Annotated in this window: 20 protein-coding genes; 10 read left to right on the forward strand and 10 right to left on the reverse strand. The window is 74.1% G+C overall.

Features of this window, described 5'->3' with window-relative positions:
• The first annotated feature begins 162 nt into the window (after positions 1-162).
• From ACFY4B_RS38995 to ACFY4B_RS39010, 4 genes are all read left to right on the forward strand, one after another.
• A complete protein-coding gene (locus ACFY4B_RS38995; protein WP_369808353.1) occupies positions 163-1,701 on the forward strand; it encodes a hypothetical protein in 1,539 nt (512 codons plus the stop codon).
• Between the two features lie 91 nt (positions 1,702-1,792).
• Positions 1,793-2,668, forward strand: coding sequence for a hypothetical protein (locus ACFY4B_RS39000; RefSeq protein WP_049658421.1), 876 nt, complete (start codon positions 1,793-1,795; stop codon positions 2,666-2,668).
• Positions 2,669-2,785: 117 nt separating this feature from the next.
• A complete protein-coding gene (locus ACFY4B_RS39005) occupies positions 2,786-7,348 on the forward strand; it encodes a hypothetical protein (RefSeq protein ID WP_387976005.1) in 4,563 nt (1,520 codons plus the stop codon).
• A gap of 19 nt (positions 7,349-7,367) precedes the next feature.
• Positions 7,368-8,135 carry a metallophosphoesterase gene (locus tag ACFY4B_RS39010; protein ID WP_387976008.1) on the forward strand — a complete coding sequence of 256 codons (768 nt, stop codon included), beginning with the start codon at positions 7,368-7,370 and terminating at the stop codon, positions 8,133-8,135.
• A gap of 15 nt (positions 8,136-8,150) precedes the next feature.
• Here the strand turns inward: ACFY4B_RS39010 and ACFY4B_RS39015 are convergent, their stop codons facing one another.
• Together ACFY4B_RS39015 and ACFY4B_RS39020 are read right to left on the reverse strand one after the other, a co-directional pair.
• Positions 8,151-8,687, reverse strand: coding sequence for a hypothetical protein (locus tag ACFY4B_RS39015; RefSeq protein ID WP_143204763.1), 537 nt, complete (start codon positions 8,685-8,687; stop codon positions 8,151-8,153).
• Positions 8,688-8,883: 196 nt separating this feature from the next.
• Positions 8,884-9,579 carry a FadR/GntR family transcriptional regulator gene (locus ACFY4B_RS39020; RefSeq protein ID WP_049658539.1) on the reverse strand — a complete coding sequence of 232 codons (696 nt, stop codon included), beginning with the start codon at positions 9,577-9,579 and terminating at the stop codon, positions 8,884-8,886.
• Between the two features lie 217 nt (positions 9,580-9,796).
• Between ACFY4B_RS39020 and ACFY4B_RS39025 the strand changes: the two genes are divergently transcribed.
• The gene (locus ACFY4B_RS39025; RefSeq protein ID WP_387976011.1) at positions 9,797-10,351 is read left to right on the forward strand and encodes a gluconokinase; all 555 of its coding nucleotides are present in this window, start codon (positions 9,797-9,799) and stop codon (positions 10,349-10,351) included.
• Between the two features lie 2 nt (positions 10,352-10,353).
• Entirely contained in the window at positions 10,354-11,742 is a 1,389-nt protein-coding gene (locus ACFY4B_RS39030; protein WP_049658545.1) for a gluconate:H+ symporter, read from the forward strand.
• A 113-nt stretch (positions 11,743-11,855) separates the two neighbouring features.
• Here ACFY4B_RS39030 and ACFY4B_RS39035 read toward each other — a convergent pair whose 3' ends face one another.
• A complete protein-coding gene (locus ACFY4B_RS39035; protein ID WP_387830676.1) occupies positions 11,856-12,476 on the reverse strand; it encodes a TetR/AcrR family transcriptional regulator in 621 nt (206 codons plus the stop codon).
• A gap of 72 nt (positions 12,477-12,548) precedes the next feature.
• Between ACFY4B_RS39035 and ACFY4B_RS39040 the strand changes: the two genes are divergently transcribed.
• Positions 12,549-13,769, forward strand: a complete 1,221-nt coding sequence (locus tag ACFY4B_RS39040; RefSeq protein WP_387976014.1) for an amidohydrolase family protein — start codon at positions 12,549-12,551, stop codon at positions 13,767-13,769.
• Positions 13,770-13,903: 134 nt separating this feature from the next.
• Here the strand turns inward: ACFY4B_RS39040 and ACFY4B_RS39045 are convergent, their stop codons facing one another.
• From ACFY4B_RS39045 to mmuM, 5 genes are all read right to left on the reverse strand, one after another.
• Positions 13,904-15,499, reverse strand: coding sequence for a glycerol-3-phosphate dehydrogenase/oxidase (locus tag ACFY4B_RS39045; protein ID WP_049657374.1), 1,596 nt, complete (start codon positions 15,497-15,499; stop codon positions 13,904-13,906).
• A 173-nt stretch (positions 15,500-15,672) separates the two neighbouring features.
• On the reverse strand, positions 15,673-17,193 hold the full coding sequence (gene glpK, locus ACFY4B_RS39050) for a glycerol kinase GlpK (RefSeq protein ID WP_049657375.1): 1,521 nt from the start codon (positions 17,191-17,193) through the stop codon (positions 15,673-15,675).
• Between the two features lie 97 nt (positions 17,194-17,290).
• Positions 17,291-18,010 carry an MIP/aquaporin family protein gene (locus tag ACFY4B_RS39055; protein ID WP_234348595.1) on the reverse strand — a complete coding sequence of 240 codons (720 nt, stop codon included), beginning with the start codon at positions 18,008-18,010 and terminating at the stop codon, positions 17,291-17,293.
• Positions 18,011-18,333: 323 nt separating this feature from the next.
• Entirely contained in the window at positions 18,334-19,098 is a 765-nt protein-coding gene (locus tag ACFY4B_RS39060; protein WP_049657378.1) for an IclR family transcriptional regulator, read from the reverse strand.
• A gap of 216 nt (positions 19,099-19,314) precedes the next feature.
• Positions 19,315-20,259, reverse strand: a complete 945-nt coding sequence (gene mmuM, locus ACFY4B_RS39065) for a homocysteine S-methyltransferase (protein ID WP_387976018.1) — start codon at positions 20,257-20,259, stop codon at positions 19,315-19,317.
• Between the two features lie 215 nt (positions 20,260-20,474).
• Here mmuM and ACFY4B_RS39070 point away from each other — a divergent pair, with 215 nt between their 5' ends.
• The 3 genes from ACFY4B_RS39070 to ACFY4B_RS39080 all read left to right on the forward strand — a co-directional run bounded on the left by ACFY4B_RS39070 (position 20,475) and on the right by ACFY4B_RS39080 (position 24,162).
• Entirely contained in the window at positions 20,475-21,407 is a 933-nt protein-coding gene (locus ACFY4B_RS39070; RefSeq protein ID WP_387976021.1) for an NUDIX domain-containing protein, read from the forward strand.
• A 51-nt stretch (positions 21,408-21,458) separates the two neighbouring features.
• Positions 21,459-22,025: an NUDIX domain-containing protein gene (locus ACFY4B_RS39075; RefSeq protein ID WP_387976024.1), complete on the forward strand. Its 567-nt coding sequence runs from the start codon at positions 21,459-21,461 to the stop codon at positions 22,023-22,025.
• 118 nt (positions 22,026-22,143) lie between these two features.
• On the forward strand, positions 22,144-24,162 hold the full coding sequence (locus tag ACFY4B_RS39080) for an acetoacetate--CoA ligase (RefSeq protein ID WP_387976027.1): 2,019 nt from the start codon (positions 22,144-22,146) through the stop codon (positions 24,160-24,162).
• A gap of 83 nt (positions 24,163-24,245) precedes the next feature.
• Here ACFY4B_RS39080 and ptsP read toward each other — a convergent pair whose 3' ends face one another.
• Positions 24,246-25,916: a phosphoenolpyruvate--protein phosphotransferase gene (ptsP, locus tag ACFY4B_RS39085; RefSeq protein WP_049657698.1), complete on the reverse strand. Its 1,671-nt coding sequence runs from the start codon at positions 25,914-25,916 to the stop codon at positions 24,246-24,248.
• A gap of 97 nt (positions 25,917-26,013) precedes the next feature.
• Positions 26,014-26,463, reverse strand: a complete 450-nt coding sequence (locus ACFY4B_RS39090) for a PTS glucose transporter subunit IIA (RefSeq protein ID WP_049657699.1) — start codon at positions 26,461-26,463, stop codon at positions 26,014-26,016.
• Positions 26,464-26,953: the final 490 nt, after the last annotated feature.

Raw genomic sequence — 26,953 nt, forward strand, 5'->3', positions numbered from 1 at the left:
GCGCGACCCTCACGGTTTTCTCGAATACCGGTTCGGGAATGGCGGAATCCCGTCGAAACCACGTTCCGAATCCGTCACCCGAACCGCCGCCCACCTGCCGCTCCGCCCGCCCGCAAGGTCCGTTTCGGTCGAACTCGGTGCGAACCTCTAATCTTGTCCACCGTGACCGCCATCGCAGACCCGCCCATCGAGCCCGGCCTCCGACCCCCGGCCGGCCCGGCCGCCGCGCGCCCCGCGCCCGGCCCCGCCGCCGACGAGGGCCTGGCCCGCCGGCTCAAGGCGCTGGCCTGCACCGCCCCGCTGCACGACCTGGACAACCGCAAGGTCAACCTGGCCGGCGAGTACGGCGGCTACGCGATGGCCGAGGTCGGCCTCGCCGCGATCGACCTGGTCACCCTGCACATGGACTTCGACACCGGGGCCGACCGCGAGATAGTGCTCGCCCGGCTGCTGCCCCGGGTCGCCGCCCAGGCCGTCGGCCGTCCCGCCGTCGAGCACGAGCGGGTCGCCCGCTGGGTGCTGGAGTCGCTGATCAACGTCGGCAGCGTGGACCGCGGCTTCCGCGCCGTCTACGGCACCTTCGGCGCGGACGGCGAGTACGTCCGCCGCGACTACGACTTCAAGCTGATCGAGGAGGTCCCCGGCCCCGACGGCGGCGTCTACCTGCGCACCACCGACGAGGCGGTCAACGTCCTGGTCGGCGCGCTCGACACCGACGTCACCTCGGCCCAGATCGCCGCCGAGGTCAAGCTGGAGGTGCTGATCCGCCGCGGCCGCCTGGCCGACGCCCAGCTCGCCGCCGAGCAGGCCCGCTACCGCACCGTCCAGTACGCCGAGACGCTGCGCCGCGCCCTGGACGCCACCCGCCGCAACGTCCGGGCGGTGGACTGGATGCGCGCCATCCCCGATCTCATCGAGGAGGCGCTGGACCACATCGCGGACCGCTACCGGCACGAGAACGCGATTCTCACCAACATCCGCAAGGCCCGCGACGAGGCCGAGGACCCGGAGCACAAGCGCCGCGCCGCCGAGCTGGTCGACATCGTCAAGGACTGCATCCGCCGCCACACCCAGCTCCAGACCCGCCTGCTGGAGGCCGGCCCGCTGTTCCGCGCCGAGCAGGACCGCCAGGCCTTCGCCGCCCCCGGCGCCCGCAGCGGCATCGACCTCTACGGGCAGCTGCTCGCCCCCGTGCTGCGGCTGCCGATAGAGCAGGCCGTCCGCCCCACCGGCGCGTTCTTCGCCCGCGGCGCCGGTCTGCGCACCCCGGTCTCGGTGCGGGTCGCCGACCTGGTCGACCTGCTGCTCACCCCGCCGGTCGAGCGCGAGCACCTCGGCGCCGAGCTGCCCGACCCGGACCTCGTCGCCACCCCGGACGACAGCCGGTTCTCCGAGGCCCAGCTGGAGTCCGCGATGCTCCTGCTCGACCTGCCCCCGGACGCCCCCCGCCGGCTCTCCGGCCTGCTCGCCGACGCCCGCAAGCAGGACCCGGACCTGCCGTACCTGGTCGCCCTGCTCGCCGTGCACGCGGCCAGCCCGCCGGTCGGCACCGCCTACCGCCAGGGCGAGGAGCGGCTGCTGTTCGCCGTGGACGACGGCACCCCGCTGCGCGACCGGGAGTTCGGCGGCGCCGACCTGATCGTCGGCAGCGCCCTGCTCGACGCGGTCGGCATGGCCGCCGACCGCAAGGACGCCGGCTGACCGGCCGGGAGCACACGTTGCCGGGACCAACCCCGCCGGGACCAACCATGACGAACCGTAACCACCGCGCCACCCCCGAGGAGCACCGCCCGTGACGACCCACCACGACACGTCCTGGGCGGCCGAGACCGAACCCGCGGCCCCCGCGCCGATCACGCCGGCCGACGTCGCGGACGCCGCCCGACTGGTCTCCTTCGGCCTCCAGGCCAAGCTGCTGCCCGCCCGCGACGCCGAGTACGCCGACCTGGTGCGCCGCCACCGCGAGGACCCGCCGTTCGCCCGGCTCGCCGACGCCATCGCGACCGGCATGGGCCTGGTCGTCCTGGAGGTCTCCCCGCGGGCCGGCATGGCCGTGGCCGCCGCCGAGGACTCGCTGTTCGCCGTCCGGATGGGCGACTACTCGCGCCGCGCCGCCTCCGAGTCCACCGACCGCTTCCTGCACGGCCTCGCCCACCTGGCCGTCGCCGCGATGGCCTTCCCGCGCCCCGAGGACCTCGCCGACGACGGCTACCTCGGCCGGATCACCGTCAACGGCGTCGACTCCTTCGTCCGCCAGGCCTGCCGCCGCCTGGAGGAGCAGGCCGACGCGGACGGCGCCAACACCGACCCGGCCTCCGACGCCCCCGGCCTGGAGGCCGCCTGGCGGGTCTGGGCCCGGCGCACCGCCACCGGCGCCACCAAGGACGCCCGCCGGCTCTCCGGCTCCACCATCGGCATCGTCGCCAAGGCCGTGCTGTTCCTGGTCGACTCCGGCTTCCTCCAGAAGGTCTCGGACGACTCCGGCGGCACCTACCGCACCACCGCCCGCTACCAGCTCCAGGTGCGCGACCTGGCGGGCAGCGCGGCCATGGCCGAACTGCTCGACCTCGGCATCGTCCCGGTCTCCGACGGCACCGCCAGCCTGCTGCCGCCGGACACCGGCGACGAACTGGTCGCCGACGCGGGGCTGCCGTTCCACTCCCTCTGAGCCCCGGCGCCCGGAGCCCACCCGCTCCGGGCCCACCGCGCCGGCCCCGGCCCACCCGCCCCGATCCGGCCCGCCGCCCATCCCTCACGCCACGCAAGCCACGGAGAACAGCCGCACATGTACGAGCTCAACCGGGTCCGCCTCTACTCGATCGGACCGGCCGGCGCCCGCTACGCCGACACGGTGCTCGACCTGCGCGGCGTCGGCGAGCCGGTCGCCGACCCGGCCCCGCAGCAGATCGGCCTGTTCGGCGAGGAACCCGACGGCCCGGTCCGCCGCCCCGCCCCGGCCGGCGTGCTCTTCCTGGAGAACGGCGGCGGCAAGTCCGTCCTGCTCAAGCTGATCTTCTCGGTCATGCTCCCCGGCCACCGCAACACCCTCGGCGGCGCCAGCTCCGGCGTGCTGCGCAAGTTCCTGCTCGCCGACGACTGCGGCCACGTCGCCCTGGAGTGGCAGCACACCGTCACCGGCGAGCCGATCGTGGTCGGCAAGGTCAGCGAGTGGCGCGGCCGCCAGGTCTCCTCCGACCCGCGCAAGTTCGCCGAGACCTGGTACTCCTTCCGCCCCGGCCCCGGCCTGACCCTCGACTCGCTGCCGGTCGCCGAACGGGTCAGCCTGGCCGGCGACCAGAAGGCCCGCGGCCGCCGCCGCACCATGAAGGGCTTCCGCGACGCCCTCACCGAGGCCGGCAAGGCCCACCCGCACCTCGACCTGGTCTTCGAGGACGGCCACGACCGCTGGACCGAGCACCTCGGAGAGCTCGGCCTCGACCCCGAACTCTTCCGCTACCAGCGCGAGATGAACGCCGACGAGGGCGAGGCGGCCGGCCTCTTCGCGGTCAAGCACGACAGCGACTTCACCGACCTCCTGCTGCGCGCCGTCACCGACACCCGGGACACCGACGGCCTCGCCGACCTCGTGCACGGCTTCGCCGCCAAGCTCGGCCGCCGCGCCGAACTCACCGCCGAACGCGACTTCACCGCCGGCTCGCTGGACCTCCTGGAGCGCATCGCCGAGGCCACCACCGCCCGCGAGACCGTCCGCGAGGCCCACCGCACCGCCGAGCGCCGCACCCGCCGCCTCGCCCACGCCCTCGCCTCCCGCGCCACCGCCGAACGCGACCGCGCCCAAGACCTCGCCATCGAGGTCGCCGCCGCCGCGAGCGCCGTCACCGCCGCCGAGGCCGACCGCACCCGGCACAGCCTGATCACCGACGAACTCACCCACCGGCACGCCACCCTGAGCCTCACCGCGGCCACCGCCGAGGCCGCCGCGCTGCGCCGCGAACTCATCGACGCCCGCACCCTGCACTCCGCCTGGCAGGCCGCCGAGGCGGTGCTGCGCCAGCGCGCCGCCGCCGACCGGGTCGCCCGGGTCGCCGCCGCCATCCGCGAGGCCGAGCTGGACGCCGCCCCCGCGCTCGCCGCCCGCGCCCGCGCCGCGACCGCCCTGGCCCGCGCCCTGGAGGCCGCCGCCGCGGCCGCCGAGTCCCGCGCCGACACCGAGGAGGAGCGCGCCGGCGAACTCCAGCAGGACGGTGGCAAGGCCCAGACCGACGCCACCGAGGCCGCCACCGCCGCCCAGAAGGCCCGCAGCGAGGCCGACCACCTGCGCCAGCGCCTCGCCGAGGTCGAGCAGGAGACCGAGGCCGCCGTCGCGGCCGGCTTCATCGACGCCGACGGCGACGTGGACCCGGCCCGCGCCGCCCTGTACGCCGCCGACGTCGAGAAGGCCGCCTCCGCCGCGCTCGCCCAGGCCCGTACCGCCGCCGAGTCCGCCGCCGCCCGGCTGCGCGAGTCCGCCGCCGCCACCTCGCGCGCCGAACTCGCCGCCGAGCGGGCCGGCGACGCGCGCAAGGACGCCGCCCGGTCCCTCGCCGCCGAGCAGCGCACCGCCGCCCTGCTCGCCACCGAACAGCGCCTCGCCGACCTGCTCTCCCTGACCCCGTACCAGGAGGGCGCCGAGGAGGACGCCGGCTTCCTCACCCCCGCCCTGCTCGACCGCAACGCCGAGTACCTGCGCGAACTCCTCGACGAGTCCATCGCCACCGCCGAACGCACCCTGTTCGACCTCCGCACGGCGGCCGCCGACGACTCCCGCATCCTCGCCGCCCTCGGCGACGGCGGCCTGCTGCCGCCCGGCCCGGACGTGCTCGCCACCGTCGAGTACCTCGCCGAGCACGGCATCCCGGCCCTGCCCGGCTGGCGCTACCTCGCCCAGTCCGTCGACCCGGCCGACCACGAGGCGATCCTCGCCGCCCGCCCCGAACTGGTCGACGGCGTCGTCGTCACCGACCCCTCCTCGCTGGAGCGCGCCCGCGAGGCCCTGCAGGCCGCCGCCCTGCTGCCGCGCTCCACCGTCGCCGTCGGCGCCGCCGCCTCGCTGATCGCCCCGATCACCGACGAGCCCGCCTTCTTCCTCGTGCCGCCGAACCCGGCCATGCACGACGAGTCCGCCGCCGACGGCGAGCGCCGCGAACTGCGCGCCCGGGCGAGCGCCCGCGAGGAGCACATCCGCGAACTGGCCGGCCGCCTCGGCGCCGACCGCGCCCTCGCCGCCCGCCTCGCCTCCTGGCACGCCAGCTGCCCGCCCGGCACCCTCGCCGAACTCGCCGCCGCCGCCGAGGCCGCCCGCGAGCACGCCGAGCAGGCCGCCGCCGCCCTGGCCACCCTGCGCGCCGACCACGACGAGGCCGAGACCGACCACACCGCGGCCGCCTCCGCCCACGAGGAGCACCGCGAGGCCGCCCAGCGCGCCCGCCGCCGCGCCGACGCCCTCTCCGGCCTCGCCTTCCGGCTGCGCGAGCGCGCCAACTGGGCCCGCCGCCAGCGCGAACTCGCCGAGGACGCCGCCGAGTGCGACCGCCGCCAGGCGCTCTGCGCCGAACGCGCCCGCACCTGCGACGAGGACCGCCGCGCAGCCCAGCGCGCCGCCGACGACGCCCGCCGGACGGCCCGCGCGCTGCGCGCCGAACGCGCCGAGATCCCCGCCGCCGAGCAGGCCGACGAACCCGCCGAGGCCGCCCCCGCCGCGCTGCCCGCCCTGCGCGAGGCCTACCGCGCCGCCTCCCAGCTGTACGAGAAGGTCGGCGTCGGCGCCGACCTGCGCGCCGAACAGGCCCGCGCCGAGGGCGACGAGGCCGCCGCCGCGACCGAACTCGACCGCCTCACCAACAAGGTGCGCATCCGCGCCGAGGAACTCCTCGGCAGCCCCGACGGCGCCGACGGCCCGGCCCGCCAGGCCGCCGCCGCCCGCGCCGAGGAACTGGTCGCCACCATCGAGGCCCGGTCCGCCACCGCCAGCGAGCAGCTCGGCCGGCTGCGCGGCGAGGCCGAGCGCTCCGCCCCCGCCGACGGCGAGGCGCACACCGAACTGCCCGAGGACCTCGTCCCCACCGATCCGGAGCACGCCCAGGCCCTGCTGCGCACCGCCACCAGCCGCCTGGCCGAGCGCCGCGAGGCCCTGGACGCCGCCCGCACCGCCCACGCCGACCTCCAGCGGACCTTCGACACCGCCCAGGCCTCCGCCGCCGACTTCGACGAGCTGGCCGGCCAGCTCCGCGACGGCCTGCGCGACCACCAGGAGGACCCGGACGACCCGGTCGAGCCGTACCTGGGCTCGCTGACCGAGGCCCGCACCGGCGCCACCGAGGCCCGCCGCGCCCTGCGCACCGCCGCCGGCGAACTGTCCTCCTCCGAACTCGCCGTCCGCGACACCGCCGACGCCCTGGTCCGGCACGCCAACGCGGCCCGCTACGAGGCCGTCCGCACCCCCGCCCGCCAGCAGATCCGCGAACTGCCCGCCTCCGCGCTGCCCGAGCACGCCGCCGCCTGGGCCACCGCCTTCGCGCCCCGGCTGCGGGTGCTCACCGACGAGCTCGCCCAGCTGGAGAAGAACCGCGGCTCGATCGTGGACCGGCTGCGCGGCCTGGTCGAGTCCTCGCTCACCACCCTGCGCGCCGCCCAGCGGCTCTCCCGGCTGCCCGAGGGCCTGGGGGAGTGGTCCGGCCAGGAGTTCCTCCGGATCCGCTTCGAGGACCCGGACCACGCCACCCTGGTCGAGCGCCTGGGCGAGGTCATCGACGAGGCCACCCGCGCCGCCGTCAGGAAGAACAGCGACCTGCGCCGCGACGGCATGTCCCTGCTGCTGCGCGGGGTCGCCGCCGCGATCGGCCCCAAGGGCGTCAGCGTCGAGATCCTCAAGCCCGACGCGGTGCTGCGCGCCGAGCGGGTCAGCGTCGGCCAGATGTCCGACGTCTTCTCCGGCGGCCAGCTGCTCACCGCCGCCATCGCGCTGTACTGCACGATGGCCGCGCTGCGCGCCAACGACCGCGGCCAGTCCCAACTGCGGCACGCCGGCACGCTGTTCCTGGACAACCCGATCGGCCGCGCCAACGCCACCTACCTGCTGGAGCTCCAGCGGGCCGTGGCCGACGCGCTCGGCGTCCAGCTGATCTACACCACCGGCCTGTTCGACACCACCGCGCTCGCCGAGTTCCCGCTGGTGATCCGCCTGCGCAACGACGCCGACCTGCGGGCCGGCCTCAAGTACATCTCGGTCGAGGAGCACCTGCGCCCGGGCCTGCCCGCCGCGCCGGACCCGGACGGCCCGACCATCCACGGCGAGATCACCGCCACCCGGATGTTCAAGCGCCCCGCGGAGGTTCCCGCCCAGCCGTGAACTGGCTAGCGTGATCGCCATGCTGACGATCGCGCACCTCAGTGACATCCACCTCGGCCAGGACCACGGCCGGGACGACGGCAAGCGTGCCCGCCGGCGGGCCGAGCAGGTGATGGCGTACCTCGACGCCCTGCCCGGCCCGCTGGACGCGGTGCTGGTCACCGGCGACCTCGCCGACCAGGGCCTGCCGGAGGAGTACCGGCAGGTCGCCGAGGTCCTGGCCTCCCGGCACCCGGTGTTCACCTGTCCGGGCAACCACGACTCCAGGTCGCCGTACCGGGAGGTGCTGCTCGGCGAGGCGCCGGGGGAGGGGCCGGTCAACCGGGTGCACCGACTGCCGGGCGCCGACGTGCTGATGCTCGACTCCTCGATACCCGGGCAGCACGACGGCCTGCTGGACGAGCCGACGCTGGACTGGCTGGACGCCGAACTCGCCTCCGGCCGCACCGAGTTGCCCGCCCTGGTGGCCTTCCACCACCCGCCCGTGGAACTGCACCTGCCGTACGTCGACCCGATCCGCCAGTTCGGCGAGGAGCGGCTGGAGCGGGTGCTGCGCCGCCACCCCCGGGTGGCCGCCCTGTTCTGCGGCCACGCGCACACCTCCGCGGCCACCGCCTTCGCCGGCCTGCCGCTGCTGATCGCGCCCGGCGTGGTCTCCACCGTCACGCTGCCCTTCGAGGGCGGGCCCGGCATCTCCTTCGACCACCCGCCGATGCTGGCCTTCCACGTCCTGGACGAGGACCGCCGGCTCACCACCCACTACCGGGCGCTGCCGCTCCGGGACTGACCGATCGGCCTGGTGCTACGGGTGGTTGGGCTGCACCCGGGCCTGGCGCGGCGGCTGCTGCGGTGGCTGCCGCGGCGGTTGGTAGGGCTGCTGGTACGGCGGTCGGGGCGGCTGCTGGTTCCCGTACGGCGGCTGCCCCGACCCGTACGGCTGGGGCTGCTGCCGCCCCGGCCCGTACGGCTGCGGTTGCGGCTGCGGCGACTCGTACGGCTGCCGGTACACCGAGGACGAGCCGGGCCGGGGGAACGGCCGCGCGGCCAGCGGTTCGGAGGGTGCCCGGCTGCCCGCCATCGGGTGCGCGGAGCCCGGCGACTGCATCCGCTGGGCCGCGACCTGGCGGGAGATCAGGATCTCCACCAGGCACCACATGGTGCCGAACACCCCCAGCCCCATCGCCAGCAGCGCGGGCGTCAGCAGCCAACTGTCCGCGTACGAGGCCAGCGTCGCCACCACGACGCCGACCAGGGTGAAGGACAGGCAGAGCACCGCCCGGACTGCGGCGGCGCGTACCTCGTCGGGTAGGCGGCGACGGCGGCGGCGTGGCACGGACATCGAGCGACCCCCAGGCGCGTGGCGCGTGTTCGGTGAAGCATACGGAACGGGCGCACACGAAACGCGCCCCCTCGGCACACTCTGCCCCGCCGAACCAGGACTATGCCTCCATAACCGCCGAACTGCCGCCAAACCGTGCCATCCGGGCCGTCATTGCCGTCCCGGCAGGCCTGGCAGGCGCCCCCGGCGCCCCGGTTCAGTCCAGCTGGGCGTTGAGCTCCTCCAGCGCGCCGCTCACGATCGTCCGCATCGCCCGCTCGGCGTGGCCGGCGTCCTTGGCGCAGATCGCCTCCGCGACCTCGCGGTGCAGCCGGATCGCGTACGACTCCGGCTGATCGGGCATCAGATGGTACTCGGTCCGGCCGGTGAGCACCGCCGCGACGGTGTCCCCGAGGTGGGCGAACATCTCGTTGCCGGAGGCGCGCAGCACCAGGGAGTGGAAGGCGATGTCGTGTTCGAGGAAGGTGGCCAGGTCGGCGGCCCGCGCGGTGACCGTCAGATCCACGGCCAGTGAACTGAGTTCGCGCCGGTCGTCGTCGCTCGCGTGGGTGGCGGCGAGCGCGGCCGCGGCCGGTTCGACGGCCACCCGCAGGGAGCCGAGCGAGCGCAGCTGGGCGGGCCGGTCCGAGCCGGCCAGGCGCCAGCGGATCACCATCGGGTCGAAGACGTCCCAGACCGACTTCGGCTGCACGGTGATCCCGACCCGTCGCCGGGACGCCACCATGCGCATCCCCTCCAGGATCCGCACCGCCTCCCGGACCACCGTCCGGGAGACCCCGAACCGGTGCTCCAGCTCCTCGCCGCGCAGCACGGCCCCCTCGGGGACCTCCCCCGACGCGATCGCCGGTCCGAGCTCGTCAAGCAGCCGCCCGGGCAGCCCCTGGATCTCCATCCGCCCAGGGTAGACGCCCGCCCCGCGCGCGTTCACGTCGCCCTGTGGCGGTGGTCGTGCCGCCCCGCGGTTCGGGTCGTGTCGTCCCGCGGCCCGGGTCGTGGCGTCCTGCGACCCAGACCACACCGCAAAAGTATGACGATTTGGTTTCCGCCACTTGAATACGTCATATCTTTGAGGCGATAGTGGCGGCCAGGCAACGAAGGAGCACCACCCCATGGCTCTCAGCGTCGAGAACCACGACTTCCCGCAGTCCCCCCTCACCATCGTGGTGATGGGCGTCTCGGGCGTCGGCAAGACCACCCTGGCCCGCCTGCTGGCAGACCGCCTCGCCCTCCCCTTCGCCGAGGCGGACGACTTCCACCCGGCGGCCAACATCGCCAAGATGTCGGACGGCATCCCGCTGGACGACGAGGACCGCGCGCCCTGGCTGCGCGCCATCGGCGCCTGGCTCAAGGAGCGGGCCGAGGCCGGTACCGGCGGCGTGGTGACCTGCTCGGCGCTGAAGCACCGCTACCGCGACATCCTGCGCGCGGACGCCCCGGGAGCCTTCTTCCTGCACCTCAGCGGTGGTCACGAGCTGGTCGAGGACCGGCTCTCCCACCGCACCGGCCACTTCATGCCGACGTCGCTGCTCGACTCCCAGTACGCCACCTTGGAGCCCCTGGGTGCGGACGAGTGCGGCGCCGCCCTGGACGTGGGCCCGTCCCCCGAAGAACTCGTCGAGATGGCCGTGGCGCTGCTGCGGCCCGTCAATGGAGACCTCGCGTGAGCATTGCCCCCACTCTGCTGGCGGCCGCCCCACCGGCCCTGCCGCACACCAGCAGCGACTCCCAGCTGCTGATCGCGGTGCTGCTCAGCATCGGTGCGATCGTCGTACTGATCACCAAGCTGAAGCTGCACCCGTTCCTCGCCCTCACGCTCGGCTCCGGTCTGCTGGCCGCCGTCGCGGGCGCCCCCTTCGACAAGCTGCTCAGCAGTTTCTCGACGGGCTTCGGCTCCACCGTCGCCAGCGTCGGCCTGCTGATCGGCCTCGGCGCGATGCTCGGCAAGCTGCTCGCCGACTCCGGCGGCGCCAACATCATCGCCGACACCGTGCTCTCCCGCACCGGCAACAAAGCGCTGCCCTGGGCGATGGCGCTGATCGCGGCCGTGCTCGGCCTGCCGCTGTTCTTCGAGGTCGGCGTCGTCCTGCTGATCCCGATCGTGCTGCTGGTCGCCCGCCGCGGCAACGTGCCGCTGATGCGGGTCGGCATCCCGGCCCTGGCCGGCCTGTCGGTGCTGCACGGCCTGGTGCCCCCGCACCCGGGCCCGCTGGTCGCCGTCGACGCGCTGAAGGCCGACCTCGGCATCACCCTGGCGCTCGGCCTGCTGATCGCCGTCCCGACCCTGATCATCGCCGGTCCGCTGTTCGCCCGGGTGGCCGAGCGCTGGGTCGGCCCGCTGGAGATCCCGGCGGCCACCGCCCCCGAGGAGACGGCCAAGCACGACCGCACCCCCTCCTTCGCCGCGGTGCTGGCCACCATCCTGCTGCCGGTCGTGCTGATGCTCGGCAAGGCGCTGGCCGACGTGGTGATCGACAACCCGAAGGCGCTGGGCCAGCGGGTGTTCGACTTCATCGGCTCCCCGCTGATCGCGCTGCTCGCCGCGACCCTGCTCGGCATGGTCACGCTCGGCAAGGCGGCCGGCTTCGACAAGGCCCGGGTCTCCGACACCGTCGGCAAGTCGCTCGGCCCGATCGCCGGCATCGTGTTCATCGTCGGCGCGGGCGGCGGCTTCAAGCAGACCCTGATCGACGTGGGCGTCGGCAACGCGGTCAGCGAGTGGTCCGGCAAGTGGCACATCTCCGCGCTGCTGCTCGGCTGGCTGATCGCCGTGCTGATCCGCCTGGCCACCGGCTCGGCGACGGTCGCCACGATCACCGCGGCCGGCATCGTCTCCCCGCTCGCCGCGAACATGTCCTCGACCCACGCGGCCCTGCTGGTGCTCGCGATCGGCGCCGGTTCGCTGTTCCTCTCGCACGTCAACGACGCCGGCTTCTGGCTGGTGAAGGAGTACTTCGGGATGAGCGTCGGGCAGACGCTGAAGTCCTGGTCGGTGATGGAGACGGTGATCTCGGTGGTCGCCATCGCCCTGATCATGCCGCTCAGCCTGATCATCTAGCGCGCGAAGCAGCACCGCCGAGGGGCGGCACCCGTGACCGTACGGGTGCCGCCCCTCGGCGTTTCCGGCCTCCCGGCCGTGCCGGCCGTCGTCAGGGACAGCCAGGAGTCGGGTCAGCGCCCCGGCAGCCCCGACAGCACCGCCGCCGTCGCCGTCAGCAGTTCCTCCGCGGCCGCGCCGCCCGCCGCCGTCCGGGCCAGCACCCCCTCGCGCGCCGCCAGGACCACCGCCGCGGCCTGCCCGGCGCTCGCGCCCGGGGGCACCAGCTCCGGCAGGTTCCGCTCCAGGACCCCGGCCAGCGCGGCCGCGACCGCCCGGTCGTGCGCGGCGACCTGCTCGGCCAGCGCCGGGCTCCGGGCCGCGACCAGCCGGAACTCCAGGAACAGCAGGATCCACCCGGTCTCCGCCGGCTCGACCCGCAGCAGCGCCTCCACCAACCGCCGGGCCCGCTCCCGCGGCGCCAGCGACTCGCAGGCGGCGGCCAGCTCCGCGAGCTCGGCCAGCCGCTGCCCCGCCTGGTCGTCGAAGAGGGCCAGCAGCAGGTCCTCCTTGCTGCCGAAGTTCGAGTAGAAGGCGCCGCGGGTGTAGCCGGCGGCGGCGCAGACGTCCTCGATGCTCGTCCGGGCGAAGCCGACGGAGAGGAACAGCTCGCTCGCCGCGGCCAGCAGCCGGGCCCGGGTGTGGATGCGGCGTCTGGGTGGTCGGGGGGCGGTGTCGGCGGGGGGCGGGTTCACGGGAGAACGATACATGGTGTATTCAGTACGAGTCGTATTCAATACGAGCCGTACTGAACGAGGAGCCGCTCCGTGAGTCGACTGCTGATCACCAACGCCCACCTGCTCCACCCCGAGGACGGCACCCGCACCGACCTCGGCTGGCTGGAGGCCGCCGACGGCCGGATCGCCGCCACCGGCACCGGCCGCCCGCCCGCCGCCGGCGAGGACGTCCGGGTCCTCGACGCGGCCGGCGGCACCGTGCTGCCCGGCCTGATCGACGCCCACGTCCACCTGCTGATCACCTCGCTCGACCTGCCCGACTTCGCGAACTGGACTGCCGGCTACGCCACCGTGCGCGCCCTCGCCGAGGCCGAGCGGATGCTGCGCCGCGGCTTCACCACCGTCCGCGACGTCGGGGGCGCCGACCACGGGATGGCCCGGGCCCTGGACGAGGGCCTGGTACCCGGCCCGCGGCTGCTGCACGGCGGCAAGGCGCTGTCCCAGACCGGCGGCCACGGCGACCTGCGCCCGCTCGGCGAGGACGTGCTGCCCTGCTGCGAGTCCCGCCCGAACTTCGCCCGGATCGCCGACGGCGTGGACGCGGTGCGCACCGCAGCCCGGGACGAGTTCCGCAAGGGCGCCCACCACCTCAAGGTGCTGCTCTCCGGCGGCGTCGCCTCCCCGCACGACGAGATCGGCGCCGTCCAGTACAGCGAGGAGGAGATCCGCGCGGTCGTCGAGGAGGCCGAGAACCACAACCGCTACGTCACCGTGCACGCCTACCACCCGCGCGCGATCGACCGCGCCCTGCGGGCCGGTGTGCGCTGCGTCGAGCACGGCAACCTGCTGGACGACGGCACGATCGCCCTGCTGCTGGAGAAGGACGCCTTCCTGGTGCCCACCCTGGTCGCCTACGAGGAGACCGCCAGGCTCGGTGCCGCCTCCGGCCTGCCGACCGCCTCGCTGGGCAAGCTCGCCGAGGTCCGAGACCGGGGCCTGGAGGCCTTGGAACGCGCCCACCGCGCGGGCGTCGACCTCGTCTACGGCAGTGACCTGCTCGGCCCGCTGCACCCGGCCCAGCTGGAGGAGTTCACGCTGCGCGCCCGGGTCCAGCCGGTCGCGGACGTGCTGCGCTCGGCGACCACCACGGCGGCCCGGCTGCTCGGCATGGCGGGGGAGATCGGCACCCTCGCCCCGGGCGCCCACGCGGACCTGCTGGTGCTGGACGGCGACCCGCTCGCCGACCTCACCGTCCTCACCCGGTCCGACCTCCACCCGAAGCGGGTGGTCAAGGCCGGCGTCCCGGTCTGACGGCCCGGCCGCACAGCCAAACGGCCGTACAGCCGAACGGCCGTACGGCGAAACGGCGGGCGGGCGCCCGGGGAAGACCCCGAACGCCCGCCCGCCGCGGAGGACCCGCGCTACCGCGCTTCGCCCGGCCGTGCCTACTTGGTGCCGCGCTTCGCGAGGAAGGCCTCGACCTCGGCCCGGATCTCCGGCGTGTCCAGACCGCGCACCGTCATGGTGGTGCGGCGGCGCAGCACGTCGTCCGTGGTGTACGCCCACTCGTTGTCCGCCGCGTACGCGACCTGCGCCCAGACGTCCGGACCGTCCTCGTGGATCGGCCGGCCGAGCTCCGGGTTCTCGTCGATCATGCGGGCGATGTCGAAGGACAGGGTGCCGTAGTGGCTGGCCAGGTGCTTGGCCACCAGCGGCTCCATCCGCGAGCCCGGGTCGCGGTCGATCAGCAGGCGGTGCGCCACCGCGTTCGGCGCGCCGACGCCCGGCAGCGGGACGGTCGGGGCGATCGGGGACATGTCCTCGCCGAGGCTGGTGCCGGGCACGTGGGCCAGCTTCTCCAGCACGGTGCGGCCGATGTGCCGGTAGGTGGTCCACTTGCCGCCGGAGACCGACAGCATGCCGCCGCGGCCCTCGGTGACGACCGTCTCGCGCTTGGCGGCGGCGGTGTCGCCCGGGCCGCCCGGGAGCACCCGCAGGCCGGCGAAGGAGTAGGTGATCAGGTCGCGGTCGAGGTGCTCGTCGCGGATCGCGTGCGCGGCCTCGCCCATGATCTGGTCGATGTCCGCCTCGGTGGCCCGGACGTCCTTCGGGTCGCCGGTGTACTCCTCGTCGGTGGTGCCGAGCAGGACGTGGTCCTCCCACGGGATGGCGAAGGAGACGCGGTACTTGTCGATCGGGATGGTCAGCGCGGCGCGCCACGGCGCCCGGCGCTTGACGACCACGTGGGCGCCCTTGGAGAGGCGGATCGACGGCGCGGCGCCCGCGTCCTCCATCTTGCGCAGGTGGTCCACCCACGGGCCGGTGGCGTTCAGCACCAGGCGGGCGTCGATGCCGAACTCGCTGCCGTCCAGGCGGTCGCGCAGCTCGGCGCCGGTGACCCGGCCGCCGGTGAAGCGCAGGCCGGTGACCTCGGCGTGGTTGAGCACCACGGCGCCGGCGTCGACGGCGGCGCGCACGGTCATCACGGCGACGCGCGAGTCGTTCATCTGGTGGTCGCCGTAGACGGCCACCGAGCGCAGGCCCTCGGTGCGCAGCGCGGGCACCTGCTGGGCGGCGTGCGCGGCGGTGGAGACCCGGCCCATGCCGTCGCGGAAGGCGGACAGCGCCGAGTACAGGAAGACGCCGGCGCCGAGCTTGGCGGCGCCGTGCGGGCCGCCCTTGTAGACCGGCACGAAGAAGGTCAGCGGGTTGACCAGGTGCGGGGCCACGTCGGTGGAGAGCGCGCGGCGCTCCTTGTGGTTCTCCGCGACCAGCTTGACCGCGCCGGTCTGCAGGTAGCGCAGACCGCCGTGGACGAGCTTGGAGGAGGCGCTGGAGGTGGCACCGGCGAAGTCGCCGGCGTCGACCATGGCGACCTTCAGGCCGGCCTGGGACGCGGTCCAGGCGACGGCCGTGCCGAGGATGCCGCCCCCGATCACCAGCAGGTCGTAGGTGGCCTTGCCGAGCAGTTCGCGGGTCTCGGCGCGGGAGGCGGTGTGGCCGGCGGTGCGCTCGGCGCCCAGGGTCGGGATGGTTGCCATGGTGGTTGTGTACGGCGCGCGGGTCGGGCGGCGCCGTTACTCCTCTCGTGTGCGGTGCGGCCTCTGCGGGAGAGGCCGGTCGGCCCGGTGCGGCGGGCCGGTGAAACGCGGTGACACCCGCTGCCGGAACGGCGGGCGGCCGGTCGGGGCACGGGGCCCCGACCGGCTGTCGGTCAGTTGTTCTCTTCTTCCTCCACCCAGCCCATGGTGCGCTCCACGGCCTTGAGCCACTTCTTGTACTCACGCTCCCGGGTGGCCTCGTCCATGCGCGGGGTCCACTCGGCGGCGCGGTGCCAGTTGGCCCGCAGGGTGTCGAGGTCGTTCCAGAAGCCGACGGCGAGTCCGGCCGCGTAGGCGGCGCCGAGGGCGGTGGTCTCGGCCACGTAGGGCCGCTCGACCGGGGCGTCCAGGACGTCGGCGATGTTCTGCATGAGCAGGTTGTTGCTGGTCATGCCGCCGTCGACCTTGAGGGCGGTGAGCTCGACCCCGGAGTCCTTCTGCATGGCGTCGACGACCTCGCGGGTCTGCCAGGCGGTGGCCTCCAGGACGGCCCGGGCCAGGTGGCCCTTGGTGACGTACCGGGTCAGACCGGCGATCACACCGCGGGCGTCGGAGCGCCAGTACGGGGCGAACAGGCCGGAGAAGGCCGGGACGAAGTAGGCGCCGCCGTTGTCCTCGACGGTGTTGGCGAGGGTCTCGATCTCGGCGGCGGTCGAGATGATGCCGAGCTGGTCGCGCAGCCACTGGACGAGCGAGCCGGTGACGGCGATCGAGCCTTCCAGGGCGTACACCGGGGCCTGGTCGCCGATCCGGTAGCCGACGGTGGTCAGCAGGCCGTGGTACGAGTTGACGATCTTCTCGCCGGTGTTCAGCAGGAGGAAGGTGCCGGTGCCGTAGGTGGACTTGGCCTCGCCCTCGTCGAAGCAGGTCTGGCCGAACAGCGCGGCCTGCTGGTCGCCGAGCGCGGAGGCGACCGGGACGCCGGCCAGGTCGCCGACGGCCTCGCCGTACACCTCGGCGGAGGAGCGGATCTCCGGCAGGACGGACATCGGGACGCCCATCGACTCGGCGATCTTGTCGTCCCACTGCAGGGTGTGCAGGTTCATCAGCATGGTGCGGCTGGCGTTGGTGACGTCCGTGACGTGCTTGCCGCCGTCGACACCGCCGGTGAGGTTCCAGATCACCCAGGTGTCCATGGTGCCGAACAGGATGTCGCCGGCCTCGGCGCGCTCGCGCAGGCCCTCGACGTTGTCCAGCAGCCAGCGGATCTTCGGGCCGGCGAAGTAGCTGGCCAGCGGGAGGCCGGTCTCGCGGCGGAAGCGGTCCTGGCCGACGTTGCGGCCCAGCTCGCGGCAGAGGCCCTCGGTGCGGGTGTCCTGCCACACCAGCGCGTTGTGCACGGGCTCGCCGGTGTTCTTGTCCCACAGGACGGTGGTCTCGCGCTGGTTGGTGATGCCGATCGCGCGGATGTCGTCCTTGGTCAGGCCGGCCTTCTCCAGCGCGCCGCGGACGACCGACTGCACCCGGGTCCAGATCTCGGCGGCGTCGTGCTCGACGTAGCCGGGCTGGGGGAAGATCTGCCGGTGCTCCTGCTGGTCGACGGCGACGATCCGGCCGTCGGCGCCGAAGATGATGCAGCGGCTGGAGGTGGTGCCCTGGTCGATCGCGGCGATGTAGTTACCGGTGGAGGTCATGGGGAGGGTCCTCGGCTCGGGTTCGGGGGTTACGGGGTGGGTGGGCCTGACGCGTCGGTCGGTCAGTCCCCGTGTGCGGCGGGGTCGAACCCGTCCTTTAGAAGATGGCGTTGTAGAGGCCGCCGGCCGCGAGTCCGCCCAGGATCGGGCCGACGACCGGGATCCAGGCGTACGACCAGTCGGAGCCGCCCTTGTTCGGGATCGGCAGCAGGGCGTGCGCGATGCGCGGGCCGAGGTCACGGGCCGGGTTGATCGCGTAGCCGGTCGGGCCGCCCAGCGAGAGGCCGATGCCGACGACGGTGAAGGCGACCATCAGGGTGCCGGTGCCGGACTGGGAGAGGCCGCTGTTGGTGCCGATGGTCAGGATCGCGAAGCAGAGCACGAAGGTGCCGATGACCTCGGTGATCACGTTCTGGACCGGGTTCCGGATCTCGGGGCCGGTCGAGAAGATGCCGAGGGTGGGCTCCTTGTTCGCGTTGAACTGGCCCAGGTAGGTGGCCCAGACCAGGACGGCGCCGATGATCGCGCCGAGCAGCTGGGAGCCGAGGTAGAGCGGCACCTGGCTCCACTCGCCGCTCTTGACCGCGAGGGCGATGGTGACGGCCGGGTTGAGGTGGGCACCGGACTTCGGGGCCGACATGTAGGCGGCGATGAGGACCGCGAATCCCCAGCCGAAGGTGATCGCCAGCCAGCCGGCGTTGACGGCCTTCGACTTCTTGAGGGTCACGGCGGCGCAGACGCCACCGCCGAGAAGTATCAGGGCGGCGGTGCCGAGGGTTTCGCCGACGAAGACGTCGCCGTTGGAGAACGCGGACACAAAGACTCCCTTGTCCATATGGCCCGGAGGGTGGGTGGGGGCAGGCGGCCGGTCGATCGTTGTGCGGGTGAGCGCACTGTGGGAGTGATCTCTCCGGCCATCGTTCGACAATGTCGACCGTCATGCGGAAGCTTCCTCCCCAGGTCGCCCCCGCGTCAAGGCAGGGTTACGGAGCTGTGACCCTGACCCCGACAGGTCCGTCGACGTTACCGAGCGGAGCGCCCCGAAACAGGACAAAACGCCAGAGGCGCGGACAGGCCTCCGCCCGTCCGCGCCTCAGCGTGACGAATCGACGGCCCTCCGCGAGCCGCCCGTGGATGTGCTCAGAACCGCCCGGCGCCCAGGTCGCGGGAGATCGCCCGCGCCGCGCTGCGCACCGAGGCCACCAGCGAGGGCTTCACGAAGCCGTCCTCGCAGACCCGCTCGACCGCCCCGCTGATGCAGACCGCGCCCACCGGGTTGCGCCGCCGGTCCTGGATCAGCGCGCCGATCGAGGCCACGCCCTCCCAGGTCTCCTCGATCGAGTCCGCCCAGCCGCGCTCCCGGACCAGCGCGCACTCGGCGTCCACGTCGGCCGCCTCGGTCAGCGTGCGCACGGTGTACGACTCGTACGGGCCGTCGCCCAACTCGCCGCGCGCGACCGGGTCGTAGGACACCAGCACCTTGCCCAGGGCGGTGCTGTGCAGCGGCTGCATGGAGCCCACCTCCAGCACTTGCCGGGTGTCGTCCGGCCGGAACACGTGGTGCACGATCAGCACGCCCTGCTGGTGCAGCACGCCCAGGTAGACCGTCTCCCCGGCCGCCCGGGCCAGGTCGTCCGCCCACACCAGCGCCCGCGCCCGCAGCTCGTGCACGTCCAGGTAGCTCTGGCCCAGCCGCAGCAGCTCGGCGCCCAGCTGGTACTTGCCGGTCTCCGGGTCCTGCTCGACGAACCCTTCCTGCTGCAGCGTGCGCAGGATGCCGTGCGCCGTGCCCTTGGCCAGGTCCAGTGCCGTCGAGACCTCGGACAGGCCGAGCCGGCGCTCGCCGCCGGCCAGCAGGCGCATGATCGCGGCGGCCCGGGAAAGCGACTGGATCGGGCCGGGCATGGGAACCTCCGCGCTGACAGGCGGTCGACATTGTCGACCACAGTGGTGACGGGACGAGTCTGCCAGGCCGCCCTGACTCCGTGCACCTTCCCCCCGGGTAACCCGCCCTCGACCCCGTGTTCACCTGCCGTGCTCCCAGGTCCGGGCCGGGGCGTGCACACGCGCCCCCGCGCCGGTCCTCACCGCCCCGCGCCGGGCCTCACCCCGCCCGCGAGGTCAGCCCACCGCCTCCGCGCACTGCGCCCGCAGCACCGTCACCTCCGCCGCCAGCGCCGCGATCCCGTCCGTCCCGACCCGGCAGCAGCCGCCCACCAGCCGAGCGCCGTCCGCGAGCCAGCCGCCCACCCGGGCCGAGCGGAAGGTCGGCTCGCCGCGCCAGCCCCGACGGCCGGCGTCCCAGCTCTCCCCGCTGTTCGGGTAGACCACCACCGGCTTCCCGGTCACCTCGGCGGCCACCGCCACCGCCCGGTCCGCGTCCTGCGGCGTGCAGCAGTTGACGCCCACCGCGACCACCTCGTCCACGTCGGCGGCCAGCGCGAACGCCTCCGTCAGCGGCTGTCCGGCCCTGGTCCGGTCGCCCTCGATGCTGTACGACAGCCAGGCCGGCACCCCAAGCCCGCGCACCAGCCCCAGCAGCGCCCGCGCCTCGTCCACGTCCGGCACCGTCTCCAGCGCCAGCACGTCCGGCCGGGCCGCCGCCAGCACCTCCAGCCGCGGCCGGTGGAAGTCCGCCAGCTCCGCGACGCCCAGCCCGTACCGGCCCCGGTACTCCGAGCCGTCCGCCAGCACCGCCCCGTACGGGCCCACCGAGGCCGCCACCCAGCGCCGCCGCCCGCCCGGCTCCGGGCGCGCCGCCTCCCGGGCCAGCTCCACGCTGCTCGCCAGCAGCCGGGCGGCCTGCGCCCGGCCGACCCCGCGGCGCGCGAAGCCCTCGAAGCTCGCCTGGTAGCTCGCGGTTATCGCGACGTCGGCGCCCGCCGCGAAGTACGCCCGGTGCGCCGCCACCACCGCCTGCGGGTCGTCCGCCAGCAGCCGCGCCGACCAGAGCCCGTCCGAGAGGTCGTGCCCGGCCGCCGCCAACTGGTTCGACATCCCTCCGTCGAGCACCAGCGGACCGGCGGCCAGCGCGGCGGCGAAGTCCGGCGGGGGAGCAGTGGGCATGGCGGCCTCCTCGGGCAGAGTTCCTGGTCACAGCCTAGAGGCGGAGGCCCCCGCCGGGCAGGAAAACCATTTGCCGCCGGGGAACGCACTCGCTACGTTGTGCTCAGCCCGAGAAGAACGGCCTGATCACAACGGCCGGAACAGACCTCGGACGACGATCCAGCACCGGCACGGCAGGCCCGGTGGCACCGGCGACGACGGAAAGGAGCCCGGCGATGGCAGCGGACGACCAGCCGCCCCCCACCGGGCCCCGAGCCGAGGAGGAGTGGCTCGCCGCGTACGACCCGCGCGCCTACACCCCGGTCGCCGTCACCGTGGACGTGGTCGCCCTGACCTTGCGCCACGGCGGCCTGCACGTCCTGCTCGTCGAACGCGGCGCCCCGCCCTACCAGGGCTGCTGGGCGCTGCCCGGCGGCTTCCTGCGCGCTGGCGAGGAGGGCCTGGACGAGGCCGCCGCCCGCGAGCTCGCCGAGGAGACGGGCCTGCAGAGCGCCTCCGAGGCCGAGACCAGGCTCTGCCGCCTCCATCTGGAGCAGCTCGGCACCTACGGCACCCCCGAGCGGGATCCGCGGATGCACGTCGTCTCGGTCGCCTACCTCGCCTTCGCCCCAGACCTGCCCGACCCCCAGGCCGGAACGGACGCCGCGGCCGCCGCCTGGCACCCCGTCTCCGACCTGGACCTCCGGCCCTGCGGCCGGTCCCGAACCGCCGGTGTGCCCGCCGACACCCACGGGGGTGGCGTCGACGGGCGCACCGGCCCCGGCCCGCTCACGCTGGCCTTCGACCACGCCCGCATCCTCGCCGACGGCCTCGACCGGGTGCGCGCCAAACTCGAGTACAGCCCGCTGGCCACCGCCTTCCTGCCGTACGACTTCACCATCCCCGACCTCCGCGCCGTCTACGAGGCGGTCTGGGACGAGAAGCTCCACCCCGGCAACTTCCACCGCAAGGTGCTCTCCGTGCCCGGCTTCGTCGAGAGCACCGGCACCACCACCGAGCGCGGCGGAGCCCGCGGCGGCCCCCGCGCCCGCACCTACCACGCCGGCGACGCCCGCCTGCTGCACCCCGCGCTGCTCCGCCCCGCCCGCGAAGGCACGGCCGACGACGACGCGGCCGACAGCACGGCCGACGACGCGGGCTCCCGCTGAGGGTCCGCGGCCCCCGGCGGCACCGTCGGCCGACCGGGCTACCATCCGGCCATGACCACTGACGAGGCGACGACCGCCGACGAGGCCCAGCAGACCGCCCACCGGCCCTTCTCGCACTGCCACTTCTGCGGTACGCCCTACCCGGCCGACACCCGCGCCTGGCCGCGCACCTGCCCCGGCTGCGCCGAGATCAGCTACCGCAACCCGCTGCCCGTCGCGATCACCGTCCTCCCCGTCACCCGCCCCGACGCCGACCCGGCCCTGGTCGTCATCCGCCGCACCATCGAGCCCGGCTACGGCGAACTCGCCTTCCCCGGCGGCTACATGGACTACGGCGAGAGCTGGCAGCAGGCCTGCGTGCGCGAACTGCACGAGGAGACCGGCATCACCGCCGACCCGGCGGAGGTCACCCTGATCCACACCGCCTCCGACCCCGACGGCCGCTTCGTGATGCTCTGCGGACTGCTCCCGGCCCGCCCGCTCTCCGACCTCCCGCCCTCGCGCCCCACCGACGAGACCGACGGCTGGCTGCTCGCCACCGCCGAAACCCCGCTCGTCTGGGACTTCCACAACGGCGTCCTGCGCCGCTGGTTCAGCGGCGAGTTCACCCCCCGCTGACCCACCGGCCGACCCTGGCGCGGCGGGCGATCACATGGCATGGTCTGCACCGACAGCCCAACCGGACGGGTCTGCCACGAGCGCTCCCGTCCCCACCACCGGCCGGGAGACCACCACCGTGAGCACCCCACCGCAGGACCAGCCGCTCTGGCGCCCCAACCCCGCTCGCGCCGCCGCCACCACCCTGGTGGCCTTCCAGGCCTGGGCCGCCGAACACCACGGCGCCCCGGCCGCCCCGCTCGCCCCGGCCGCCGACGACCAGCAGGCCGCCGAGCGCTACGCGGACCTGCACGCCTGGTCCACCGAGGACCTCGACCGGTTCTGGACCGCGATCACCCAGTGGTTCGACGTCCGCTTCACCCGGGCCCCCGAAGCCGTCCTCGCCGACGCCGCCATGCCCGGCGCCCGCTGGTTCCCCGGCGCCCGCCTCAACTACGCCGAGCACGCCCTGCGCGCCGCCGACGACCCGGCCAACGCCGACCGCCCCGCGATCCTCCACCTCGACGAGACCACCGAGCAGCCGGCCGTCCTCACCTGGTCCGAGCTCCGCCGCCAGGTCGGCTCGCTCGCCGCCGCCCTGCGCGCCCGCGGCATCGGCCCCGGCGACCGGGTCAGCGCCTACCTGCCCAACGTCCCGCAGGCCGCCGTCGCCCTGCTCGCCACCGCCGCCGTCGGCGCGGTCTGGACCAGCTGCGCCCCCGACTTCGGCGCCCGCAGCGTCCTCGACCGCCTCCAGCAGATCGAGCCCGCCGTCCTCTTCGCCATCGACGGCTACCACTACGGCGGCAAGGACCACGACCGCACCGAGGTCGTCGCCGAGCTGCGCCGCGAACTCCCCAGCCTGCACACCGTCGTGCACGTCCCGCTGCTCGGCGCCCCCGCCCCCGAGGGCGCCCTGCACTGGGACGACCTGGTCGCCGACGACGTGGAGCCGGTCTTCGAGCCCGTCCCCTTCGACCACCCGCTCTGGGTCCTCTACTCCTCCGGCACCACCGGCCTGCCCAAGGCCATCGTCCAGAGCCAGGGCGGCATCCTGCTCGAACACCTCAAGCAGGCCGGCCTCCACCTCGACCTCGGCCCCCGGGACCGCTTCCTCTGGTACACCTCCACCGGCTGGATGATGTGGAACTTCCTGCTGGCCGGCCTCCTCGTCGGGTCCACGATCGTCACCTACGACGGCAGCCCGGGCCACCCCGACACCGGCGCCCTCTGGTCCGTGGCCGCCCGCACCGGCGCCACCGTCCTCGGCACCTCCGCCGCCTACGTGATCGCCAGCCGCAAGGCCGAGCTCCACCCCGGCCGCGACCTCGACCTCTCCGCCGTGCGCTGCATCGGCACCACCGGCTCCCCGCTCCCGCCGGACGGCTTCCGCTGGATCTACCAGGACGTCAAGGAGGACGTCTGGCTCGCCTCCGTCAGCGGCGGCACCGACGTCTGCTCCTGCTTCGTCGGCGGCGTCCCCACCCTCCCGGTGCACCTCGGCGAGATCCAGGCCCCCTGCCTCGGCGCGGCCGTCGAGTCCTGGGACGTCCAGGGCCACCCGCACACCGACACCGTCGGCGAACTCGTCGTCACCAAGCCCATCCCCTCGATGCCCACCGGCTTCTGGAACGACCCCGAGGGCACCCGCTACCACGACAGCTACTTCGACATGTACCCCGGCGTCTGGCGCCACGGCGACTGGATCACCGTCACCTCCCGGGGCACCGTCGTCATCCACGGCCGCTCCGACTCCACCCTCAACCGCCAGGGCGTCCGGATGGGCTCCTCGGACATCTACGAGGTCGTCGAGCGCCTCCCCGAGATCGCCGAGTCCCTGGTCATCGGCCTGGAGGAGCCCGACGGCGGCTACTGGATGCCGCTGTTCGTCGTCCTCGCCCCCGGTGCGGAGCTGAACGACGACCTGATCGGCCGCATCCGCACCTCGCTGCGCACCGAGCTCTCCCCGCGCCACGTGCCCGACGAGGTCATCGCCGTCGACGGCCTCCCGCACACCCTCACCGGCAAGCGGATCGAGGTCCCGGTCAAGCGCATCCTCTCCGGCACCCCGCTGGAGCAGGCCGTCAACCCCGGCTCCGTCGACCGCATCGAGCACCTGCGCTTCTTCGAGCGGCTCCGCCTAGACCGCCAGGCCTGACCGGCCCCGGGGCACACGAAAGGGGCGCCCCCACCGTCCTGGTGGGAGCGCCCCTTTTCACGTCGCCGCGTCGGCCGCCCGTCCTACTCGCCGGAGAGCACCTGCTGCGCGGCGGCCCGCGCCTCCTCGGCGCTGTCCGCGGCCCGGGCCGCCTCGGCCGCCCGGCGGCACTGCGCCAGCGTGTACTTGGCGAGCGTGGTCCGCACGTAGGGGATCGAGGCCGCGCCCATCGACAGGCTGGTGACGCCCAGACCGGTCAGCACCACGGCCAGCAGCGGGTCGGCGGCCGCCTCGCCGCAGACCCCGCAGCTCTTGCCGCTCACCCGCGCGGCGTCGGCCGCCGCGGCGACCAGGTCCAGCAGGGCCGGCTGCCACGGGTCCTGGAGCCGGGCCAGCGCACCGACCTGACGGTCGGCCGCGAAGGTGTACTGCGCGAGGTCGTTGGTCCCCAGCGACAGGAACTCGACCTCCTGGAGGATCGACCTGGCGCGCAGCGCGGCCGACGGGATCTCCACCATCGCGCCGAACTTGGCGTCCAGCCCGGCCTCCCGGCACGCGGCCGCGAAGTCCTTGGCGTCCTTGCGGTCGGCCACCATCGGGGCCATCACCTCGAGGTGCACCGGCAGGCCCTCGGCCGCCTTGGCCAGCGACCGGAGCTGGGTCCGCAGCACCTCGGGGTGCTCGAGCAGGGTGCGCAGACCGCGCACGCCCAGCGCCGGGTTCGGCTCGTCGGCCGGGGTCAGGAAGTCCAGCGGCTTGTCCGCGCCGGCGTCCAGGACCCGGACCACGACCCGGCCCTCGGGGAAGGCCTCCAGCACCTTGCGGTACGCCTCGACCTGCTTCTCGGCGCTGGGCGCCTTCGCCGAGTCGTCCAGGAACAGGAACTCGGTGCGGAACAGGCCGACGCCCTCGGCGCCGTTCTCCAGCGCGGCCGGCACGTCGGCCGGGCCGCCCACGTTGGCGAGCAGCGGCACCCGGTGACCGTCCGAGGTCTGCCCCGGGCCGGAGGAGGCGGCCAGCGCGGCCTTGCGCGCGGCGGCGGCCGCCCGCAGCTCGTCCTGCTTCTCCTGGGACGGCTCCAGCAGGACATCGCCGGAGCTGCCGTCCACCGCGACGACGGTGCCCTCGGCGACCTCGATCGCGCCGGGCAGCGCCACGACGGCCGGCACGCCCATCGCCCGGGCCAGGATGGCGCTGTGGCTGGTCGGCCCGCCCTCCTCGGTCACGAAGCCGAGCACCAGCGTCGGGTCGAGCAGCGCGGTGTCGGCCGGCGCCAGGTCCCGCGCGAACAGCACGTACGGCTCGTCGCTGTCCGGCACGCCCGGCATCGGCACGCCGAGCAGCCGGGCCACGATCCGGTTGCGCACGTCGTCCAGGTCGGCGACCCGCCCGGCCAGGTACTCCCCGGCGGAGGCGAGCAGCGCCCGGTAGGCCGCGAACGCGTCGTAGACGCCGCGCTCGGCGCTGCTGCCGACGGCGATCCGGCGGGACACGTCGGCCATCAGCTCGGGGTCCTGCGCCATCAGCGCCTGGGCCTCCAGCACGGCCTGGGCCTCGCCGCCCGCGAGGTTGCCGCGCGCGACGAGGTCGGCGGCGACCGCCTCGACGGCGGCCTGGGCGCGGGCCTGCTCGCGCGGGGCGTCCTCGGTCGGGATCTGGGTGGCCGGGGGCTCCAGCACCGCCGTCCCCATGTGCCGCACCTGGCCGATCGCGACCCCGTGGCTCACGCCCACGCCGCGCAGCGTCTTCTCCATGTCACTGTCTCCGCTGAGATGAGCGGCCCCGCCGGGAACCGCTGTGTGTGGGGGCCGCCCCGTCATCTCGTCCGGGGCGGGTGTCGGAAGGAAGGGGTCAGCTCCAGCTGAACAGCTGCTCGCCGGCCTTGGCCTCGCCGTCCTCCCGCAGGTCGCCGAGCGAGTCGGCGGTGGCCTCCAGCGCCACGATCGGCGAGATCGGCGACTTGCCGGCGGCCTCGACGGCGGCCGGGTCCCACTTGATGACGGCCTGACCACGGGTCACCGTGTCGCCCTTGTTGACGAGCAGTTCGAAGCCCTCGCCGTTGAGCTGAACGGTGTCGATCCCGAGGTGGGTCAGCACACCGTGGCCCTCGGCGTCCACGACGACGAACGCGTGCGGGTGCATGGAGACGACGACACCGTCCACCGGAGCGACCGCCGTGGTCTGCTCGCGAACGGGGTCGACCGCGGTGCCCGGGCCGACCATCGCACCCGAGAACACCGGGTCGGGCACGCCCGCGAGCCCCACGATCTTGCCGGTCAGCGGCGACGTCACAGTGGTCATGGTTGTGCCTCCCAAGTGCAGTACAGCGAGCGGCCGCGAGGAGCGGCGCGACGATCAACTGAAGCCTAATTCATGTCAACTTCGGACAACTGCTGACATTCCCGGGCGAAGACCCCGCCCTTGCCTACCTAGCCGGCCGGCGACTCACCGGCCCGCTAGTGGTCTAGTCCTCTGGCCGATGCGCCGCACTCTACAGGCATCTTGGCGAATCGAGACCATTGCTGTATATGCTCGCGAGAGCAACAAATCATGCCGCCGTCCGAGCGACCCCGGGTGCGCCCCGGTTCGCGCTCCGGCTGCCGACCCGCTATGGTTGGGCGAGTCGCCGCAACTCGGCGGTTAACGCCAGATTTCAGATGCAAAAACCCCCGGTAAACGGAACGGAAAGCATCTGGTAAGCTGGAAACACGAAAGAACGAAGCCCGGAGGGTCCGCTGGAAGGCGGTCCGAAGGAAGCGTCCGTTCCTTGAGAACTCAACAGCGTGCCAAA

Origin of the sequence: Kitasatospora sp. NPDC001261, assembly GCF_042896795.1 — a bacterium.
Classification (GTDB): Bacteria; Actinomycetota; Actinomycetes; order Streptomycetales; family Streptomycetaceae; genus Kitasatospora.